We start from the raw sequence: 19,479 nt of genomic DNA on the forward strand, positions 1-19,479 counted from the left end.
CCGCAGGGAGGATGCCCATTTAGTCCCGCTTTAGAACATTTCACTGATTGTTTTTGCCTGCATGTGCAGTGCCAAGTAATCCGGCCCGCCTGCTTTTGAATCCGTTCCGGACATTTTGAAGCCGCCAAACGGATGATAGCCGACGATAGCGCCTGTACAGTTGCGGTTGAAGTACAGGTTTCCGACATGGAATTCCTGTTTCGCACGCTCGATGTGCTTGCGGTTGTTTGTGATAACCGCGCCTGTCAAACCGTATTCAGTATTGTTTGCCACTTCTAAAGCTTCATCAAAGTTTGACACTTTAGAAAATGCAACGACAGGTCCGAAAATTTCTTCCTGCATGAGTCTTGCTTTCGGATCAAGGTCAGCGAAGATCGTCGGTTTGATGAAGTATCCTTTCGAATCATCACCAGTACCGCCGCTTACTAAACGCCCTTCCTGTTTTCCGATCTCAATATAGCTCATAATTTTATCATAAGAACCTTGGTCAATGACAGGTCCCATATAAACATCCGCACTGTCAGGTTTTGCTGTTACTTTTGATTCCGTAATTTCAATGACACGCTCTAACACTTGATCATACACTTTTTCATGGACAACTGCACGTGAACCTGCAGAACATTTTTGTCCCGCAAAGCCGAACGCTGATGTAAAGATGGATTGAGCCGCCAATTCAATATCCGCATCCTCATCGACAACAACCGTATCTTTACCGCCCATTTCAGCGATGACACGCTTTAAGTGCTGCTGGCCTGGCTGAACTTTCGCCGCGCGTTCGAAAATTCTCGTACCCACTTCTCTTGATCCCGTAAATGTGATAAGGCTTGTTTTCGGATGGTCAACAAGGTAGTCGCCGACTTCCGCTCCGCTGCCGGGAACAAAGTTGACTACGCCTTTCGGCAATCCGGACTCTTCAAGCACCTCAACGAATTTCGCAGCGATGACAGGTGTTGCGCTGGCAGGTTTTAGAACGACTGTGTTTCCAGTAACGATCGGCGCCACTGTTGTTCCTGCCATGATCGCGAACAAGAAGTTCCAAGGAGGGATGACGACTGTTACACCAGTTGGCGTGTAGACATATTGGTTTTTCTCGCCTTCACGGCTGTTGACCGGTTTTCCCTTTGCCAGTTCGATCATTTGGCGCGCATAATACTCCATGAAGTCAATCGCTTCAGCCGTATCAGCATCCGCCTCGTTCCACGGCTTTCCTGCTTCTTTTACAAGCAAAGCGGAGAATTCATGTTTTCTTCTGCGGACTTTGGCAGCAGCGCGGAACAGGACAGCCGCTCTTTCTTCCGGAGATGTGTATCTCCACTCTTCGAATGCTTTCGCAGCCGCTTCAATCGCTTGCTCAGCGTGCTCTTGGGAAGCTTTTGACACTCTGCCGACGACTTCTTCTTTATCAGCCGGGTTGATAGAAACGATTTTTGCTTCTGTTTCCACTCTCTCGCCGTTAATGACAAGCGGATAGTCTTTTCCTAAATATTCGCTTACTGTCGCAAGCGCTTTTTTAAACGCTTCCACGTTGTTTTGATCCTGGAAATTTGTGAATGGCTCGTGTTTGTAAGGTGTTGTCATGATAATCTCTCCTTTTTTTACTTCTTTGTCATTCCTTTGAAAGCAAATGCAATGTTCGACGGACGTTCTGCAAGGCGTCTCATAAAGTAGCCGTACCAATCTTCGCCGTAAGGCAGGTACACTCTCATGTTATAACCTTCTTTTACGAGGCTGAGCTGGGTTTGCGACCGCATGCCGTACAGCATCTGAAATTCAAACTTGTCATTGGCAATGCCATTTTCCTTGGCAAGCTGCTTTGTGTAGTCGATCATTTTGTCGTCATGTGTGGCAATCGCTGTATAGTGACCGTTTAAGAGCTGCTTCCGGATGATTTTTTTGTAATTTTCATCGACATCGCTTTTCTCCGGGTAAGCTACTTTTTCTGATTCTTTATAAGCTCCTTTTACAAGGCGAAGGAACGGGTTTAAAGAATCCAAATCGTCAATGTCTTTTTCCGTCCGGTACAGATAGGCTTGCAGCACTGTGCTCACATGCTCATATTTCTTTCTGAAATCTTTGAAAATATCAAGCGTTTTCTGGCATCTGACTTCATCTTCCATGTCAATGGTGACCATGATTTTATGCTTCTCGGCCGTCTGAAGGATTTTCGTCATATTTTCATATACCAAATCCATATCTATATCGAGACCTAGAGACGTCATTTTTAAAGAAACGTGTGATTTCAGCTGCTGATCAGCAATCGTCGCAATGGTTTGAATGCACTCTTCCGTACGCTCCCGTGCGACCTCGGCACTGTTCACAAACTCACCTAAATGATCGACAGTAACTGACAAGCCTTGACTGTTAAGCTGTCGAATGGTCGGGATTGAACTGTTAAAATCATTCCCGCCGATAATTTTACCCGCTGCTACCCGGCTTCCCCAGTTCTTTGCCATTTTATTGAGAAAGCCGCTTTTGGATAAAAATAAGAAAAAATCTCTTGTGATCACTTCCAACCTCAACACCCCGCAATCTAAGAAGTATTTGTATGAGTTTATTGTAAATGGACAAAACCGCGGTTCACAATATTCTCAAAATACAAAGATTCTGATAATTTTTGTGGGTTTGCCACAATCAGATAGTTAGAAAGTCGGGGGACATTCTGTCGAATAAAGGAGAAAAGGAAGCGACAAAAAACATCAGCTTCCTCCATCCTTCCACACTTCTTCAACCGTATTCAAAAGCAAACGATTCAATTCAGGTGTCATATCCTTTTTTTCTGCTTTCAGCGATTTTGCTGCTTCCATGATTCTTTCGATTTCCGTTTCAATGAATTGGTGAATGACATGAATTCTCGCTTCGAGATCAAGCTCTTCGCCTCTTTTTTTCCGTTCAAGCAAGGTTTCCATTTCTGCCTTCAGTTCGGGTTCAGTAACAAGTTCATCCATCAAAACCGTAAAATCCATTGGCGGAATGGTTCCGTGCTTTTCAATCCATTTGCAAGCCAAAATAGGCCGAAGCACGTAGAAATATTTTTTGATTTTGACCTCTTGCCCTTGAAGGTAATCCTTGACGTTCCTTCTCGCCATATTGATATAGTGATACACGCTTGCTTCAGGCTTAAATGCCTCCATCCGCAGTTTTCTTAACCGCTCTGCGGTCGTAAATGCTTCATAATACACAATGTCTGAGGACAGCCATTCAAGGAGCGGCGGGTTTGATTTTTTGAAGAGGCGCAGCGTCTTTCTCAGCTCCCAGCCGCTGATATCCAGCAAATCGTGAATCGGTTCCTCAATCACATCCCGCTCCTGCTCAATTGAAAAATACCACTCCTTTTTCGGCACATAAATAAAGCGGACATCATAATCACTGTCCTGCGACGGGAATCCCCATGCGCGGCTTCCTGACTCAACGGCATATACGATTTTGACTCCGTATGACTGCTCGATTCGTTTTAATTCATCAATGATCCTTTGTTTCATATCTATTCGTCTCCAGTCTGTTCTCATTCCGGCAGTTTGCAGAAAAAAACCGCCTGATGATACGCGGCGGCTTTTCCCGTTTAATCAGCCTTTAAGGTGCTGCTTAAAGAAAGCAAGTTTTTCCGTTTGAAAGGCAGGGATATACTCATGCCCGAAGTAGCGGTACACCTTTAGCTCTTTCTCTGTCTCCAAGTGGTTGTATGCGGCAAACACGGTGGACGGCGGCGTGACCTTGTCAATCAGACCGATCGACATCAAAACAGGCACCTTCACTCGGTCAGCGAGATTCATAATATCGAAATATGAAAGTGTCTTCATCGCCTGTTCTTCCGTTTCCGGGCTGCCATTTCTTCTGAAGAAGGAATTAATTTCAAGGTACGGCTGTTCAAGTGCCACATCAATGGCCCGTTCAAAGTTGCTTAAGTAAGGATAATCGGCAACCGCGGCTTTCGGAATGTCTGATAGAGCCGCTGCGGCAATGGTCAAGCCTCCGCCTTGGCTTCCGCCTGTCACACCGATTCTTGTTTCGTCAACTTCGTCAAAGCTGCTGATCACTTCAAGTGCCCGGACGGCGTCCAAATAAACGCCCCGGTAATAGTATGTATCTTTATCAAGAATTCCTTTCGTCATCCAGCCCAAAGCGTGACCGTGCGGAGAAATACTCGTATCCTCGCTGCTCTGCTGGCCGCGGACAAGCATGCCGAATGCGGCGTATCCGTGGAGCGCCCAGTTCACCATTTCATGAATCTCACCGTCATAGCTTGCGTTGTAGCCGTGATATTTAACGATCGCCGGATGCGGGCCTTCCTTGTCAGGCACCGCGTACCATCCGGCAATGCGGGCATTTCCAAAGCTTTTATATGTGAGGCGGTACACCTTTACTCCATCAGCAGGATAATCAACCGGCTGTAAATCAGGTGCTGCTTGGACTTTCGCAAGTTCATCCAAAGACGATTTCCAAAACTCAGAAAAATCTTTCGGTGCTGTTTGTTCAGGCTTATATGTTTGCAATTGGTCGAGCGGCATATCGAATAGTTGCATTTCCGATTATTCTCCTTTGTTTTATAAGATTTAGTTTGTATTCCTATACTACCACGTTCAGAACCTGTTTTCTAAATATTTTCACTTTTGTTTCCCAGACTGCCTTCATCAAACGTTTGTTTAAGACTTTCCCGGCTCAGTTCCATAAAGGCCTGAGCTGTCAAGCTGACGTAGCGGTTCTTTAAAAATACAAAGACGAGGGTTCGTGATGGCGCGGATTGAATAGATAAATAGATCACACCAGGATCTTTATCCCTTCTGACCATATTCGGCGCCATTGTCACACCTAAACCATTGGCCACAAGGGATTGGGCGGTTTCAATATGGCTCGTCTTAAAAGCTGTATTCGGCTTAAAGCCGCTTTCCGCACAGAGATCGAGAACTGTCCTGCGAAAACCGAAGCCTTCTTTTAACAGAATAAAAGGCACGTGCCTCACCATTTCAAGCGGCACGCACGGCTTGCGGCCCTCCTCTCCCTCCAGCGCTTTCTCAATCAGCGCGATCATTTCCGGCGGCATCCACCTTTGTTTTTCCTTCGGCACTGCGAGAACAATCGGTTCCGTGAGCAACGGTGTAATGGCGAGCCGTTCATCCTCGATCGGCAAGGATAAAACAGAAAGGTCAACCTCTCCCTTTGCCGTCATCTCTTCTAAAGATACCGGATCTTTTTCAACAAGCTGAACCTCCACATGAGGATAACGGGCCAAAAACTGCTTCAGCAGAGGCGGAAAGATATATCTCCCCGTTACAGCGGGAATCCCAATGGAAAGCTTGTGTCCGAGCCCCTGCGACCGTTCCTGCATCTCCCGGAGCAAATCATCTCTGGAACGAATAATGTCCTCGGCTTTTTCAATGAAACGCCGGCCGTGGGGTGTCAGCGTAACAGAGCCGTGGGATCTGTGAAAAAGGGTAAGCCCCAGCTCAGTCTCAAGCTTTTTGATTTGCTGGCTGAGAGATGGCTGAGCGATATGAAGATGCTCTGCTGCCTTTGTAAAGCTTTGGCGCCGGGCGATTTCCGCTGCGTATTCCATCACTTTAATATCCATTTCAGCCTCCATAGGTTGATCCTATCGTTTTTATCATTTTTATATCTTGGACGAATCATAACAGAAATTGCTAACATAATCCATATCATCATTTACAAAAAAAGGGGCTGGTTCACATGACAAATGAAACACCGTTTTCTATTAACGCCGAGATGTATCGGGATGAGAAGGTATTTGCTGAAGGCGAAGATTTGGGGTTGATGATCAAAACGGCAGAATGCCGGGCGGAGCAGCGGATGCTGGATATCGGAGCGGGTGCTGGCCATACGGCGCTGGCATTTTCTCCATATGTGCAGGAATGCATCGGTATTGATGCGACGAAAGAGATGGTTGAGGTTGCGTCCTCCTTTGCGCAAGAAAAAGGAGCGGGAAACGTACGCTTTCAGCAAGGAATGGCCGAGTCACTCCCCTTCCCCGACGATTCATTTGATATCATCACCTGCCGATACGCGGCCCACCATTTTTCAGATGTCCGCAAAGCCGTCAGCGAAGTTGCACGCGTCCTGAAAAAGAACGGACGTTTTCTCTTGGTCGATCATTACGCGCCTGAAGATCCCGTTCTTGATGAGTTTGTCAATCATTTGAACCAGCTCCGAGACCCTTCCCATGTTCGGGAAGACTCATTATCAGAATGGCAGTCAATGTTCACCGCCAATCAGCTGAGCTATCAAGACATCCAAAAGTGGAATTTGCCGATTCAATACGAAAGCTGGATCAAACGTGGCGGAACCCCCGCCGATCGGGAAAAACAGATTATCAGCCATTTACATCAGGCATCAGAAGAAGCACGTGATACGTTCTCCATCAAATTGAAACAAAACGGACAGCCCGACTCCTTTTGCTTAAAAGCCATTTTGATACAAGGCGTAAAATGATAAAAAAAGCCGTGCGCACCGCACGGCTTTTTACATTGGCTGATAAAGATCCCAGCCGATTTTTAATGTCTCTACAATATAATCGGCGACCTCCTCAGGAGAAAGGTTGTCTGTCGCCACTTTTGAATTGTGTTTGTCGTAAATGACTTTTCTTTCGTTAAACAGCTGTTCCATTTCATCCATTGAACGGTTATGCAGCACAGGGCGGCTCTCGATCAATAAGTCCGCGCGCTGCTTCCAGTTCTCCCATGACAGGTCCAGATGAAGCACGAGACAGTTTTCCAGACAGCACTTTCTGATTTCCTCTTGTTTAAAAGACCCGCCGCCCAGAGATACGATTTTGAATCGTTTATGATGGCAGATGTCTAAAATATATTCTTTCTCCGTTTTCCGGAAAAAGTCTTCTCCCTTTTCCTCAAACATCTCAGGAATTGTCATCTTGAAATCCTTTTCGATCTCTTGGTCAATATCGATAAAATCTCTATATAATTTCTTAGCGACCAATTGGCCGATTGTCGTTTTTCCTACACCCATGAATCCGATCAGGACGATATTTCTTTCTCTTACTGGGATGGCTCGTTTAGCGTTCATCTTCGGCGAAATCCTCCTAAGGAATGAAATTTTATATTCATTATATGCTTATTTTGCGAATATTTATATAGATACCGGCTTGCCCGTCCTTTTCCGTTCAAACGTTTTTGCCTGAATGACATTCATTGTACAACATTTCCACAGATATTTTAATACTTCGACGCAAAAAAGCATTAAAACCTTTCAAGCTCACTGCTTTTATTGTTTTTCCTGCTGACTCTTCGTTCGAAGGGTCTTTTTTTGTATCATAAGTGAGAAGGGAGAAATGGAGATGATCATTTGGATAAACGGGGCTTTCGGTTCCGGAAAAACACAAACAGCCTTCGAACTGCACAGAAGGCTGAAACCGTCGTACGTGTATGATCCTGAAAAAATGGGATTTGCGATGCGCTCCATGATACCTCCGGAGATCGCGGAGGACGATTTTCAAAGCTATCCCTTGTGGCGGGCGTTCAATTACAGCTTGCTTGCCTCCCTGACCGATACATACCGCGGCATCATCATTGTGCCTATGACGATTGTACACCCTGAATACTTTAATGAGATCATCGGCAGGCTCAGACATGACGGCCAGACGGTTCACCACTTTACAATAATGGCTTCAAAGAAAACCTTGTTAAAACGGCTGCGCACAAGAGCAGAAGGACAAAACTCATGGGCCGCCAAACAAATCGACCGCTGCATTGAAGGATTGTCATCACCAGTCTTTGCGGATCACCTCCAAACAGACAACATGTCGATTCAGGATGCGGCAGAAACCATTGCCGCGAGAGCCAAGCTTACATTAGACCCTGATACGAGAGGCAGCCTCCGAAGGTTCACCGACAGATTGATGGTAAAGCTGAATCATATCCGCATCAAATAAAGACCCTGCACATGACAAAAGCCCGCTCTCGGAGCGGGCTTTCTTTATTTATTTCCACCAGTCATCAAACATAGACGCCGGAACCTGACGTTTATGCTCAGTTATGCTGTAGCGTTTTTCCAGCGCTTCTGACACTTTCGCTGATACTTCTTTTCCTTCGAGATAATCGTCAATCTCCTCATAGGAAATGCCAAGCTCTGTCTCATCCGCCTGCTGCGGTTTTTCGTCGAGCAGATCGGCAGTTGGTTCTTTTAGGTATAAGCGTTCCGGTGCACCCAGCTCTTTCAGCAGGCTTCTTCCCTGACGCTTCGTCAATCCAGTCAGCGGCAGGAGGTCGGCTCCGCCGTCACCGTACTTCGTAAAGAAACCAGTGACAGCCTCAGCTGCGTGGTCAGTGCCAATGACAAGAAGGCCTTCTTGTCCGCCGATCGCGTATTGAGCGATCATTCTTGTTCTTGCTTTTACGTTCCCTTTATTAAAGTCAGTCAGCTGATCGCCCGTTTCCTGCTGATATTGATCAGAAAAAGCGCTGACGGTCGATTTAATGTCGAACTTCCATGATTTATCCGGCTTAATAAACTTCAAAGCAAGCTGTGCATCGTCTTCATCCTGCTGTGTGCCATGCGGAAGACGGACCGCGATAAATTGAGCGTCTCCGCCCTCCTCGCGAATGCTTTCCACCGCCAGCTGGGCAAGGCGCCCCGCAAGAGTTGAATCCTGTCCGCCGCTGATTCCCAATACAAAGCCTTTAGCGCCGGTTTTCTTTACATATTGTTTTAAAAAATGGATTCGGTCCTCAATTTCTTGCTTTGGATCAATTGAGGGCTTCACATGTAATTCACGCATAATCTTTTCCTGCATGCTCATCCCAATCATTCCTCCTGTACAGTTTCGCTGTTTCTTATTTGATCATTTCCCCAAGTTGATGAAAATGAATCATGACAGTTATGTATCCCTATTAAATATAGCACAGGTCTTCATTCACAGTGAACAAGAGAGATCAGCTGACTTCCACCCGTATTGACGTTACACTATCTCCATTGCACTTACCTTTTTCTATCGGGCAGGACGAAAACGCGACAACCAAATCCATTTCCGCCCGCAGCCTTACATAATCCCCGGCATTTGAAAGCGGCGTTTCCACAGACAGGTTCCCTTTCTGATCAAGGACAGTATTCATAAAAATCGCAAACGGGTAATGCATGTGGGGCTTCGGCACGCCAAATTGCTCAAGCGCACGGTTCATATTGTCATAGCACGTATCCTGAAACTCATCCTTTTGCTTGCCGTATAAAAGCCTGTTCATATCAGGACGGCAGGCGGGAAGCAGCAGATCATGCTTGCCGACCGTATCCTCAATCAGCGTCAGCATCGGTTTGTACAGATTGGAATAGAGATGGTCGTTGACCTTCACATGAATGGAATGATTGGCATCAATCGTCGCTCCCTGATCAAGGTGTTCATAAAAATCCTTGGCATGGTACGCGACAAAATCAGCAACCTGCTGGCCCTCAACATCAACCACCTTCAAAATCTGCCCCTTTTTCAGCTTCAGCCCAAGCCCTTTCTTCGGCTCTACGATATATCGCTGTGTCATCGGCTCGCTCCTTTTTTCCATTAGTATAAGCGTTCGCCGCCTTCTCCATGTAAAAAGAGGCAAAAATCCGATGTATATAAGCTTCGGGCGGGTCGCAATCTAACCTTAGATAAAAGGGGTTGAAATGATTATGAGTCAAACAAAACAAGATCAGCAAAAAGGAAATTTAGCTTGGTGGCAGCTGTCATTAATCGGGATAGGATGCACAATCGGAACTGGATTTTTTCTCGGTTCCAGCATCGCAATAGTGAAAAGCGGTTTTTCCGTTCTGCTTTCATTTCTAATTGGAGCGATCGGTACGTATTTTGTATTCGAACAGCTTGCCAAGCTGTCTGCAAAACATCCTGAAAAAGGCTCGTTTTGTTCGTATGCGAGGAAAGCATTCGGAAGATGGGCCGGCTTCAGTAACGGCTGGGTGTACTGGACATCAGAAATGCTGATTACCGGAAGCCAGCTGACAGCCATTTCACTATTTACGAAGCATTGGTTTCCTCAGGTGCCGTTATGGGTGTTTGCTTCAATCTACGCGGTACTTGGGCTTCTCATTATTTTCACCGGACTGTCTGTTTTTGAGAAGACTGAAAATGTACTGGCAGTTATCAAAACAGCCGCTATTTTTATGTTTATTGTCATTGCCATCCTGGCATTATGCGGCATCCTGTCCGGCGGAAGGCCTGATGTACAGGTTCCAAATAAGACGAGTGAATTTTTCCCTTTCGGCGCCATGGGGCTGTGGACAGGCTTAATCTACGCGTTTTACGCCTTTGGCGGAATTGAGGTCATGGGGCTGATGGCGGTTCACTTAAAGAAACCAGAGGAAGCGTCTAAATCAGGAAAACTGATGCTGGCGACGCTTGCGATTATTTATATTATTTCAATCGGGCTGGCTTTGCTTTTGGTTCCGTTACACAAGTTTACAGAACAGGACAGCCCGTTCATTACGTCGTTAAAAGGATACAACCTTGAGATCATTCTCGATATTTTTAACGGGATTTTCATTATCGCCGGGTTCTCGACCCTCGTCGCTTCGCTATTTGCGGTTACGACATTGCTTTGTACGATGGCTGATGACGGCGACGCGCCGAAATGCTTTACCTTAAAGGAAGGTAAAAAAATATGCTGGCCGGCACTGGGGTTGACGTTTGCGGGCCTTGTCTTATCCATTATTCTGTCCTTGGTGCTGCCCAAAAACATTTATGAGCACATGACGACAGCAGCGGGGCTTATGCTTTTATACACTTGGCTGTTTATCCTGTTCTCCAGCAAAAAGCTGACTGATCCTGAGGGAATGGGGAAAACGCAAATTTATTTAGCGATGATTCTGATTGCTGCGGCTGTGTCAGGTACATTGTTTGAAAAATCAAGCCGGCCCGGTTTTTTTGTGAGCATAGGTTTTCTCGCGATTATTGCCGTCGTTACCATGATCTATCAAAAAAAGCAGGGACATAAAGACCGCCCTGCCAGCTCGTGATTTATTTCATTTTGTTGAACATGTTCTTTAAATAAGAAAACGGGCACCTCGATACCTGTTTTTCGTCGTCACGGAGGAAATACTGTTTCCATTCGCGATTATCCTTTCCTCCGTACCAGCCTAATTGCGGGTGAATCGGAGCTTGATCGTAGGCCTTTAAACGGGATCGGATCAGCCTGCTCATGTTCCGGCCGGATACAGTTGAACCATTTAGGTCATCAAACACCCACCTTGGCTGAAACGCGATCATAAAATAGGGAAAGCTCCGGCTTCTTCTCGCCTCATGCCCCGGTGTAGCGCACAGAATAAAGTATGGCTCACCGTCAAAACAAAACTCCCATTTATAATGCTCGGGATCGGCCGGAATGTCTTCCGGCCACTCTTTTTCATCTTGATGACTCAGTCTATTTAAAAAGCTCCAAAACAGCTCTTCATACGCTTCAATCGAATAGTGCTCAGCCAAATCTTCCGGTGTATCAAACAACACAACGAGAGATGCATACTTTCCAGTGTCCCGCGATATCTTTCCGTACTCCGCAAGCAATGGAGCCAGTTCCTCCGCCGTTCGGTTTTCCCGCGGATCTCCGGCAAAAGCAATGCGAAGCTGATCATTCAGAAATGACTGGCGTCCGGGAATGCATGGAAACGTATCCGCGTCATCCGCCACAGTTTCTGCCAGCAGCTCAAAAGCGATTCTTTGCCATTCAGGAAGCTCTTCTTGATTACGTTCCAGAAAACTTTTGGTGTAAATCCCATTCACCATTGATCCACCTCCAGTATCATCTGGATACTATATTAAAACTGGAGGCGGCAGGTGACTGTCCTTCATGAATCAGCCCAGTAACTGTTTGATGCCCTGATAACCGAAGTAAAAGCCAAATACAAGGAGGGATACACCAGCGATTCCGGTCAATCCCCTCAATAGCTTTTCATGAAGCAGATTTCTGAACATACTGGCTGTGATAGCCATGCAAAAATCCCAGATTAAAATGCCGATCATGATGCCGGAGCTATAGATAAGAAGCTGATTCATATTGTAGGCCTCTGCTGTTTTCGCAAGTATGCTTCCGTAAATCCCAAGCCAAAAAAGGATGCTCAATGGATTTGACAGTGAAATGAGAAAACCCGAAGCGAACGTTTTCCTGTATGACGCTTTTCCCCGTGAGCTTCGCACATTCATCGGTTCTCTGACATTTTTCAGTGTTTCAATTCCGGTATAGGTCAGAACAAAAAAGCCGAAGAGCCACAAAAACGTTTTCACAAACGGAGCAGTCAAAAACTGCGACAGCCCGAAATAGATAAAAAGCATGTACAGTCCGTCCGCTGTCATGGCGCCTAAACCAAAAATCCATGCATGCCAAAAACCGTTTTTAATTCCTTTGTCTATTTGCGCCGCATTTACTGGTCCCACAGGCGCAGACAAGGACAGTCCCAGCACAATATAGCTCAAAAAAATGTTCACCGGCCCGTACTCCCTTCTCTTACGTAACTTGTACAATTTATTCGGGAACGGGCCAAGCTATGCACAATTTCGCTTACTGTTTCAAACGTTCAAGCTCTTCCTCCATGATATCGGCAGCTTTGCCTACGAAGCTGAAAATGAGTTCCAGTTCCTCTTCCGTATACTCGCGGCACAAATCCATCGTCGACTCTGACAGAGAGCGGAACAAATCCTTTACATGTTTTTTCGAAGCGGTCAAAGGGACGATCATGACTCTTCTGCGGTCGTTCGGGTCCTTTTCACGAGCCACATACCCCGCTTTTTCTAACCGATCAACAAGCGCTGTGACAGAACCTGTGCTGAGGCCTGTCTTTTTCCCCAGCTCTCCGGCCGTCATCGGTCCCGCTTCATTTAAGATGTCAGCTGATTTCAAATCGGTGGGAAACAGACCGAGAGCCTGAGCGGCTGCCTGATGAAACAGAACCGTTCTTGTGCCCAATTTCCGAAAAAGCTGAACGGCAGTCTTTTCCAACTCACTTCTGGAATTTCTTGTTGACAACTGACAGTCCTCCCTATAGAATCGAATTTATCTTGATAATCGAGATATTCAATGATCAAACTATTATCATGATATCAGAACTTACATAGAAAAGTAAGAGGAGGTAGAACAAATGGACACAACATCAGCAAAACAGGCTTCCACCAAATTTGTGGTCCTCGGTCTCCTGCTGGGCATCTTGATGTCTGCAATGGACAATACGATTGTTGCCACCGCGATGGGCAGCATCGTAGCCGATCTTGGGAGCTTTGATAAATTTGCTTGGGTGACGGCATCCTATATGGTGGCGGTCATGGCTGGAATGCCGATTTACGGCAAGCTTTCCGATATGTACGGCCGAAAACGTTTTTTCCTGTTTGGACTTATTTTTTTCTTAATCGGGTCGGCTTTATGCGGAATTGCACAGACGATGAATCAGCTGATCATCTACCGGGCCATTCAAGGGATTGGAGGCGGCGCGCTCCTGCCGATTGCCTTTACCATTATCTTTGATTTGTTTCCGCCGGAAAAACGCGGAAAAATGTCCGGCATGTTCGGTGCTGTATTCGGATTATCCAGTGTTCTTGGGCCGCTGTTAGGCGCGATCATTACAGATTCGATCAGCTGGCACTGGGTGTTTTACATCAATGTGCCGATCGGCGCATTGTCATTGTTTTTCATTATTCGCTACTACAAAGAATCTCTGGAGCCCAGAAAGCAGAAAATTGACTGGGGCGGCGCGGTTACCTTAGTCGTATCCATTGTATGCCTGATGTTCGCCCTTGAGCTTGGCGGCAAAACATACGATTGGAATTCCATTCAGATCATTGGCCTGTTTATTGTATTCGCTGTTTTCTTCATTGCCTTTTTTATTGTGGAGAGAAAAGCGGAAGAGCCGATCATTTCTTTCTGGATGTTTAAAAACCGTTTGTTTGCCACAGCGCAGATTCTCGCTTTCCTGTATGGCGGAACATTCATTATTTTAGCGGTATTTATTCCGATTTTCGTTCAGGCGGTATACGGCAGCTCAGCGACAAGCGCGGGCTTTATTCTGACGCCGATGATGATTGGATCAGTCATCGGGAGCATGATCGGCGGGATCTTCCAAACGAAGGCCAGCTTCCGCAATTTGATGCTGATATCTGTTATCGCTTTCTTTATCGGCATGCTGCTTCTTTCCAACATGACGCCTGACACAGCACGGGTATGGCTGACAGTCTTTATGATGATTTCAGGTTTTGGTGTAGGCTTTAACTTCTCCCTGCTGCCGGCGGCTTCTATGAATGATCTTGAACCTCGTTTTCGGGGAACGGCCAACTCTACAAATTCATTTTTGCGGTCATTCGGCATGACCTTGGGCGTCACCATTTTCGGAACGGTGCAAACAAACGTATTCACAAACAAGCTGAGCGACGGCTTCAGCGGCATGAAAGGCTCAGCGGGCTCAGGCGCCGCGCAAAATATCGGCGACCCGCAGGAGATTTTCCAAGCAGGAACACGTTCCCAAATTCCTGAGGCGATTCTGAATCGCATTATTGACGCGATGTCATCAAGTATCACATATGTCTTTTTGCTCGCTTTGATTCCAATTGTCCTCGCGGCGGTTACCGTTTTGTTTATGGGAAAAGCCAGAGTGAAAACAACAGCGGAAATGGCGAAGAAAGCAAATTAACAAAAAAGCAGTACATGGCTGACATGTACTGCTTTTTTCGATTACAATCCTAATCTTGCAAGAATAAACGTCCATATACAAATGATCAATAACAGAATCAGACTGTACGCCACTGTACGCTTAAACAGTTTAGATTCCTTGCCAGTCTGGCCGACCGCTGCGGCGGCAATGGCGATAGACTGAGGAGAAACGAGTTTCGCCATCACCCCGCCCGCCGTATTTGCAGCTAACAGCAAATCAGAACCCGCACCGATCTGTGCTCCGGTGACAACCTGCAAATGCCCGAACAGAGCGTTATTGCTGACAACAGAACCGGTAATGAACACGCCGATCCAGCCGAGAACAGGACTGACAAACGGGAACAAATCTCCTGTTTTCGCCAGTGCCAACCCAATTGAAGAGCTGAGCCCTGCGAAGTTGGCCAGATTGGCAAACCCCATTACGAAGCAGATCGTGATAATCGGCACCCACAGCTCTTTTCCTGTCTCCTTCAAGGAAGCAAAGGCATCCCGATAAGAGAAATTTTTGCTGAACAGCCCTGTCACGATGACTGCCGCTAAAATCGCTGTACCAGTCGCTGACAGCAGATCGACTTTAAAGACTGCATCTAACGGCATGGCAGATGGCGCAATCGGCGGCATTTTCATAATTTGCTGATGCAGAAAAGGCATTTTCAATAGCAGGGTTGTCTGGTATAACAGTCCGCCTTCTTGGAATAGCGCTTTGAAGGCAGGAAGGCTCCAGATTGTGATCGCCGCAGTTAAAATGTAGAAAGGGGACCATGCTTTCGCAATGTCAGCGGCACTGTATGCCTTTTTCTCACCAGTCTCGCCGGCTCCTTCCTCCCGGTAAATCTCTTTCGGCTGCCATTTGCGGAGGAAGAGCGCAAGCCCGCCCATGCTGAATAAAGCCGCCAAAATGTTTGCTAATTCCGGTCCAAGCACCGCCATTGTCAGTGTCTGAACCGCTGTATACACACCGCTCACAACCAACAGGGCAGGCCATGTCTGTTTGATTCCCTTCATTCGGTTTAATAGGAATACAAGCAGAAACGGAATCAAAAATGAGATCATCGGCAGTGTCCACATCAATGTCCGTGACAGCTCAAGAGCAGACAAATCACCAATCTGTGCCCCTGTGATTACAGGAATTCCAATCGCACCAAAGGCTCCAGAGGCTGCGTTCGCAATCAAACAGAGCGCCGCCGCTTTTAACGGTTTAAAACCAAGTTCGACGAGCAGCGCCGCACTAATCGCAATCGGAACACCAAAACCGGCCGCGCCTTCCAAAAACGCGTTAAAACAAAAACCAATTAATAATAGCTGTATTCTTTGGTCAGGCGAAATGCCGGCTATGCTGGAACGAATAATGGTAAATTTCCCGGTTTTCACTGCAATTTTATACAGCCACACCGCCATCAGAACGATGTAGCCAATCGGCCACAAACCGCTCCCGATTCCTAGTAAAACAGAAAAAATTGCTTTTTCAACCGGCATATGAAATGCCAAAACGGAGACGAAGAAACTGACGGCTAGGGTAAGAAATGCCGCAAGAATGCCTTTCATTTTAAAAACAGTTAAAGCCAAGAGAAAAAAGAGAATCGGAGTGAGCGCCACAAGTGCGCTCACATACTCGTTTCCAAACGGATCATACAACTGCTCCCACATTGACAATCAGCCCTTTACTCTATAGTTGCGATTAGTTGATCTTTTGTTCTGCAAAATGCGGTTTTAAGATGTTTTTAAGGACGCCGGCGCTGTGAAGGAACTGTTCTTTTTCTTTCTCATTTAAGTTCAGCTCAGTGATGCCTGCAACTCCTCCGCGGTTTACGACAGCCGGAACGCCGATGTACACGTCATCTGCGCCGTATTGTCCGTCCAAATATGTGCTGACAGTTAAAATGCTGTTTTCATTATGAAGAATGGCTTTTGTAATGCGGGCAAGGCTCATCGCAACGCCGTAATAAGTCGCACCTTTTTTCTCAATGATATGGTAAGCGGCGTTTTTCACGTCATCTACGATCTGGTCAAGCTCCTCTTGTTTGTACGCATCGTTTTTCTCAAGGAGTTCACTGACTGGCACTCCGCCGACATTCGCGTGGCTCCAGACAGGAAGCTCTGTGTCGCCGTGCTCTCCGATAATATGCGCGTGCACGTTTTGAGGAGCTGCACCAAAGTATTCGCTCAGCATGTAACGGAATCTCGCAGAATCTAGTGTTGTACCGCTTCCGATCACCCGCTCTTTTGGCAGGCCGCTGAATTTCCATGTAGCGTAAGTCAGAATATCAACCGGATTTGTCGCGATTAAGAAGATGCCGTCAAATCCGCTCGCCATGACTTCACTGACGATGCCTTTGAAAATCTTTAAGTTCTTTTCTACTAATTCAAGGCGCGTCTCACCAGGTTTTTGGTTTGCTCCGGCGCAGATGCAGACAATATCAGCATCCTTGCAGTCTTCATATGTTCCGTAAGATGTTTTGACCGGTTGCGGCGCAAACGCCTTTCCGTGGTTTAAATCCATTACATCGCCCATTGCTTTTTCTTTATTTAAATCAATGACCACAAGCTCATCTGTGATCGCTTGGTTAATTAACGCAAATGCATAACTGCTACCAACAAAACCCGCTCCGATTAAAGCTACTTTATTTACATGTTTATTCATCATTAATCATCCTTCCAGGGTATGTTTTTCTTTGATGTCTGTTTGTGAAGTATTTCACATTTATATTGTGCAACATTTCACAAACTATTGCAAGAGAAAAGTTTTGTCTGATTTATGAACAAAAAAAGAAACCATCTAGGATGGTTTCTTGGGGATTTTTCCTCTGATCGCTTGCCCTTAATGAGGCAGAGAACCGCTTAAGCCAGAGTCGTTATATAAACCATTTTGCACGTAATCAAAGCCAGGCTGGTTCTGTCCAGGCACTTGGGCGCTGCCATTATTAAAAATCACTTTGGCGTTGGTTGTATCCGTATCCGCCGGCAGCGTCAGCGTGTAAATTCCATCTGCATTCTTAGTCATTGCTTTTCCCGGCCAAGATCCGGTCAATTCTATCGCTCGGCCTCCATCATGTTTATAGATATAAGCATTTACTTGGCCCCAATGATTCGGATTTTGATAGCCAATTGTTTTGGCCGCAGACGGGTCTCGTTTTACAAAGCTGTACTCTTGGGCCCTCGTTACACCATCACTGTTCGTTCCTGTTAACGTGATGTTGTATGTTGTGCCAAATGGATCTCCTTTTCCGATCGTTAATTGGTCTCCATCCTTAAACGCTGTCTCTTGCCCATTATTGATTTGATACACGGCTTTTGCTGTATTCGCATCTGCACGCAGGGTGATCGTCAATTGATCATTGAAAGAATGGGTTACTCCTGTTTTGACATTCTCAAGGAAGACATGAGGTACATTTTCAATATTGTCAGGATAAAGAACAACCACTGATCTGGCATTGATCGTGCCTGTCAGTTTACCGTCCGTTACTTGAAATGAACCATCCCCAGCTTTATTAGCATAGCTGCCATCAGGTAATTTCGTTAAAGCATTGATGGTGACAGAAGATGAACCTGCATTTGCCAACACAACGCCATGTGAGCCGCGCTGATTCATGAATATCTGGTTATTTCCATTCGGATTCGAGAGTTCCTCAGGCTGTCCAGCCATTACATTGTGAAATGTATTGACCGCAGCGATAGCCTGATCTTCAAATAAAGCACTTCCGCGGTCGCCTATTTGGCTTTTCCCTGGGAATCTCACACCATTTCCGCCGCCCTCAGGTCTGGAAAAGAAGAGAGGCGTACTGCCTGAGCGAGAAGCAATGACTGCCCAGCCTAAACGAATATCGTCATCACTCATCCATGTAGACTCTTGATCATCATTGGCATACGTATCATGCGATTCCACCCATGTGACTAACTTGTCCGCAGCCACATCAGATGCATAATGGGAGATATTCGACACGCTAAGATTACGATTCTTTAAAGCGGACCTTATGGAATGTCCATAGTTAGATGCTGTCACATTTATATAATTCGCATATGCGGCATCTCTGGAGGCACTATCTTGCAGGATTTCTCCGTATTGGAACTCCGCAGATGTATTTGTGATATTCGGCCAAAATTGACTGCCGTAATTCCCATCATCGGGAAGTTCTATATGTTTGGCGGCATCAAATCGAAATCCGTCTGCCCCATCATTCAATGCTCTTTCTAAGAAACGTTTCAGATAGGACTGTACTTGTGTATTCTGTGTATTCCAATCATACAGCCCGAGCAATGAATTCTGCGTGACATCCCATCGATCTGACCAGTTTTTAATTTGTGTGTTTCCATGGGTCCAGTTTGGAATACTCTTAATCTCATTGGAAATCGCAGCATAGTCACTGGTGGTATGATTGATGACCGCGTCAACAATGACCTTTACGCCATATTCTTCAGCTGCTGCACACATTTCTTTAAATTCTTGTTTAGTACCTAAGTAACGGTTGCCAATTTGGTACGATGTCGGCTGATACAGCCAGTACCAGTTTGACATGCTTTTATCTCCTTGATTCCCTTCCTTTACTTGGTTAATCGGAGACGTCTGAATGGCTGTATATCCTGCATCATGAATATCCTTCATATTATGTTTTAACGTATTGAACGACCAATTCCATGCATGAAGAATGGTTCCGCTTTTGATCGACGGTGCTGTAAGCTCATTCGATTTGTTCGCCGTTTCAGCACTCGCAGCCGCCGGTCCTGCCAGAACCAAATGAAACAGCAATAAAAATCCAGCGAATAACGGCAGTAAAGAGGTTTTGAATCGTTTTTCAAACATTCTTGACACTCCTTATTTAGTTTTTGAAGACTTACTGCGGAGTCA

General features: G+C 46.0%; 18 protein-coding genes. 4 read left to right on the forward strand and 14 right to left on the reverse strand.

Features of this window, described 5'->3' with window-relative positions:
• Nucleotides 1-30: 30 nt before the first annotated feature.
• From pruA to BSI_RS03690, 5 genes are all read right to left on the reverse strand, one after another.
• Entirely contained in the window at nt 31-1,578 is a 1,548-nt protein-coding gene (pruA, locus tag BSI_RS03710) for an L-glutamate gamma-semialdehyde dehydrogenase (protein WP_003241175.1), read from the reverse strand.
• A gap of 17 nt (nt 1,579-1,595) precedes the next feature.
• On the reverse strand, nt 1,596-2,507 hold the full coding sequence (gene putB / locus BSI_RS03705; RefSeq protein WP_003241176.1) for a proline dehydrogenase PutB: 912 nt from the start codon (nt 2,505-2,507) through the stop codon (nt 1,596-1,598).
• 189 nt (nt 2,508-2,696) lie between these two features.
• On the reverse strand, nt 2,697-3,479 hold the full coding sequence (locus tag BSI_RS03700; protein ID WP_003241177.1) for a nucleotidyltransferase domain-containing protein: 783 nt from the start codon (nt 3,477-3,479) through the stop codon (nt 2,697-2,699).
• An 84-nt stretch (nt 3,480-3,563) separates the two neighbouring features.
• Nucleotides 3,564-4,520 carry a cephalosporin C deacetylase gene (cah, locus tag BSI_RS03695; RefSeq protein ID WP_003241178.1) on the reverse strand — a complete coding sequence of 319 codons (957 nt, stop codon included), beginning with the start codon at nt 4,518-4,520 and terminating at the stop codon, nt 3,564-3,566.
• 71 nt (nt 4,521-4,591) lie between these two features.
• Nucleotides 4,592-5,566: a LysR family transcriptional regulator gene (locus BSI_RS03690; RefSeq protein WP_019257415.1), complete on the reverse strand. Its 975-nt coding sequence runs from the start codon at nt 5,564-5,566 to the stop codon at nt 4,592-4,594.
• 116 nt (nt 5,567-5,682) lie between these two features.
• On the opposite strand from BSI_RS03690, the gene BSI_RS03685 reads away from it, so the two are divergent.
• On the forward strand, nt 5,683-6,441 hold the full coding sequence (locus BSI_RS03685) for a class I SAM-dependent methyltransferase (RefSeq protein ID WP_003241181.1): 759 nt from the start codon (nt 5,683-5,685) through the stop codon (nt 6,439-6,441).
• Nucleotides 6,442-6,471: 30 nt separating this feature from the next.
• Here BSI_RS03685 and BSI_RS03680 read toward each other — a convergent pair whose 3' ends face one another.
• On the reverse strand, nt 6,472-7,032 hold the full coding sequence (locus BSI_RS03680) for a shikimate kinase (RefSeq protein WP_003241185.1): 561 nt from the start codon (nt 7,030-7,032) through the stop codon (nt 6,472-6,474).
• A gap of 271 nt (nt 7,033-7,303) precedes the next feature.
• Between BSI_RS03680 and tmrB the strand changes: the two genes are divergently transcribed.
• Complete coding sequence (gene tmrB, locus BSI_RS03675; protein ID WP_003241186.1) at nt 7,304-7,897, forward strand: tunicamycin resistance ATP-binding TmrB; 594 nt, start codon at nt 7,304-7,306, stop codon at nt 7,895-7,897.
• A 48-nt stretch (nt 7,898-7,945) separates the two neighbouring features.
• Here the strand turns inward: tmrB and nadE are convergent, their stop codons facing one another.
• Nucleotides 7,946-8,764 (reverse strand): NAD(+) synthase, encoded by an 819-nt coding sequence (gene nadE, locus BSI_RS03670; protein WP_003241188.1) that lies wholly within the window; start codon nt 8,762-8,764, stop codon nt 7,946-7,948.
• A 133-nt stretch (nt 8,765-8,897) separates the two neighbouring features.
• Nucleotides 8,898-9,494, reverse strand: coding sequence for a DUF1989 domain-containing protein (locus tag BSI_RS03665; RefSeq protein ID WP_003241190.1), 597 nt, complete (start codon nt 9,492-9,494; stop codon nt 8,898-8,900).
• A 130-nt stretch (nt 9,495-9,624) separates the two neighbouring features.
• Here BSI_RS03665 and BSI_RS03660 point away from each other — a divergent pair, with 130 nt between their 5' ends.
• Nucleotides 9,625-10,965, forward strand: a complete 1,341-nt coding sequence (locus BSI_RS03660; protein WP_032732283.1) for an amino acid permease — start codon at nt 9,625-9,627, stop codon at nt 10,963-10,965.
• A gap of 1 nt (nt 10,966) precedes the next feature.
• On the opposite strand, the gene BSI_RS03655 is transcribed toward BSI_RS03660, so the two are convergent.
• The 3 genes from BSI_RS03655 to BSI_RS03645 form a co-directional block, all read right to left on the reverse strand.
• Nucleotides 10,967-11,728, reverse strand: a complete 762-nt coding sequence (locus tag BSI_RS03655) for a YqcI/YcgG family protein (RefSeq protein ID WP_003241194.1) — start codon at nt 11,726-11,728, stop codon at nt 10,967-10,969.
• Nucleotides 11,729-11,797: 69 nt separating this feature from the next.
• Nucleotides 11,798-12,427 (reverse strand): LysE family translocator, encoded by a 630-nt coding sequence (locus tag BSI_RS03650; protein WP_003241196.1) that lies wholly within the window; start codon nt 12,425-12,427, stop codon nt 11,798-11,800.
• Between the two features lie 73 nt (nt 12,428-12,500).
• Nucleotides 12,501-12,965, reverse strand: a complete 465-nt coding sequence (locus BSI_RS03645) for a MarR family transcriptional regulator (RefSeq protein WP_003241197.1) — start codon at nt 12,963-12,965, stop codon at nt 12,501-12,503.
• 112 nt (nt 12,966-13,077) lie between these two features.
• Between BSI_RS03645 and bmr3 the strand changes: the two genes are divergently transcribed.
• Complete coding sequence (bmr3, locus tag BSI_RS03640; RefSeq protein ID WP_003241200.1) at nt 13,078-14,616, forward strand: multidrug efflux MFS transporter Bmr3; 1,539 nt, start codon at nt 13,078-13,080, stop codon at nt 14,614-14,616.
• A gap of 41 nt (nt 14,617-14,657) precedes the next feature.
• On the opposite strand, the gene BSI_RS03635 is transcribed toward bmr3, so the two are convergent.
• The 3 genes from BSI_RS03635 to amyE all read right to left on the reverse strand — a co-directional run bounded on the left by BSI_RS03635 (nt 14,658) and on the right by amyE (nt 19,434).
• The gene (locus BSI_RS03635) at nt 14,658-16,283 is read right to left on the reverse strand and encodes an L-lactate permease (RefSeq protein ID WP_003241203.1); all 1,626 of its coding nucleotides are present in this window, start codon (nt 16,281-16,283) and stop codon (nt 14,658-14,660) included.
• Nucleotides 16,284-16,314: 31 nt separating this feature from the next.
• Nucleotides 16,315-17,280 (reverse strand): L-lactate dehydrogenase, encoded by a 966-nt coding sequence (locus tag BSI_RS03630; protein ID WP_003241205.1) that lies wholly within the window; start codon nt 17,278-17,280, stop codon nt 16,315-16,317.
• Nucleotides 17,281-17,454: 174 nt separating this feature from the next.
• Nucleotides 17,455-19,434 (reverse strand): alpha-amylase, encoded by a 1,980-nt coding sequence (amyE, locus tag BSI_RS03625; RefSeq protein WP_003241207.1) that lies wholly within the window; start codon nt 19,432-19,434, stop codon nt 17,455-17,457.
• Nucleotides 19,435-19,479: the final 45 nt, after the last annotated feature.

The organism is Bacillus inaquosorum KCTC 13429 (assembly GCF_000332645.1).
GTDB classification, from domain to species: Bacteria; Bacillota; Bacilli; order Bacillales; family Bacillaceae; genus Bacillus; species Bacillus inaquosorum.

Coding starts and splice junctions, on each gene's coding strand:
- pruA (WP_003241175.1), bottom strand. CDS start 1,578: ATGACAACACCTTACAAACACGAGCCATTCACAAATTTCCAGGATCAA.
- BSI_RS03700 (WP_003241177.1), bottom strand. CDS start 3,479: ATGAAACAAAGGATCATTGATGAATTAAAACGAATCGAGCAGTCATAC.
- cah (WP_003241178.1), bottom strand. CDS start 4,520: ATGCAACTATTCGATATGCCGCTCGACCAATTGCAAACATATAAGCCT.
- BSI_RS03690 (WP_019257415.1), bottom strand. CDS start 5,566: ATGGATATTAAAGTGATGGAATACGCAGCGGAAATCGCCCGGCGCCAA.
- BSI_RS03685 (WP_003241181.1), top strand. CDS start 5,683: ATGACAAATGAAACACCGTTTTCTATTAACGCCGAGATGTATCGGGAT.
- BSI_RS03680 (WP_003241185.1), bottom strand. CDS start 7,032: ATGAACGCTAAACGAGCCATCCCAGTAAGAGAAAGAAATATCGTCCTG.
- tmrB (WP_003241186.1), top strand. CDS start 7,304: ATGATCATTTGGATAAACGGGGCTTTCGGTTCCGGAAAAACACAAACA.
- nadE (WP_003241188.1), bottom strand. CDS start 8,764: ATGAGCATGCAGGAAAAGATTATGCGTGAATTACATGTGAAGCCCTCA.
- BSI_RS03665 (WP_003241190.1), bottom strand. CDS start 9,494: ATGACACAGCGATATATCGTAGAGCCGAAGAAAGGGCTTGGGCTGAAG.
- BSI_RS03660 (WP_032732283.1), top strand. CDS start 9,625: ATGAGTCAAACAAAACAAGATCAGCAAAAAGGAAATTTAGCTTGGTGG.
- BSI_RS03655 (WP_003241194.1), bottom strand. CDS start 11,728: ATGGTGAATGGGATTTACACCAAAAGTTTTCTGGAACGTAATCAAGAA.
- bmr3 (WP_003241200.1), top strand. CDS start 13,078: ATGGACACAACATCAGCAAAACAGGCTTCCACCAAATTTGTGGTCCTC.
- BSI_RS03635 (WP_003241203.1), bottom strand. CDS start 16,283: ATGTGGGAGCAGTTGTATGATCCGTTTGGAAACGAGTATGTGAGCGCA.
- BSI_RS03630 (WP_003241205.1), bottom strand. CDS start 17,280: ATGATGAATAAACATGTAAATAAAGTAGCTTTAATCGGAGCGGGTTTT.
- amyE (WP_003241207.1), bottom strand. CDS start 19,434: ATGTTTGAAAAACGATTCAAAACCTCTTTACTGCCGTTATTCGCTGGA.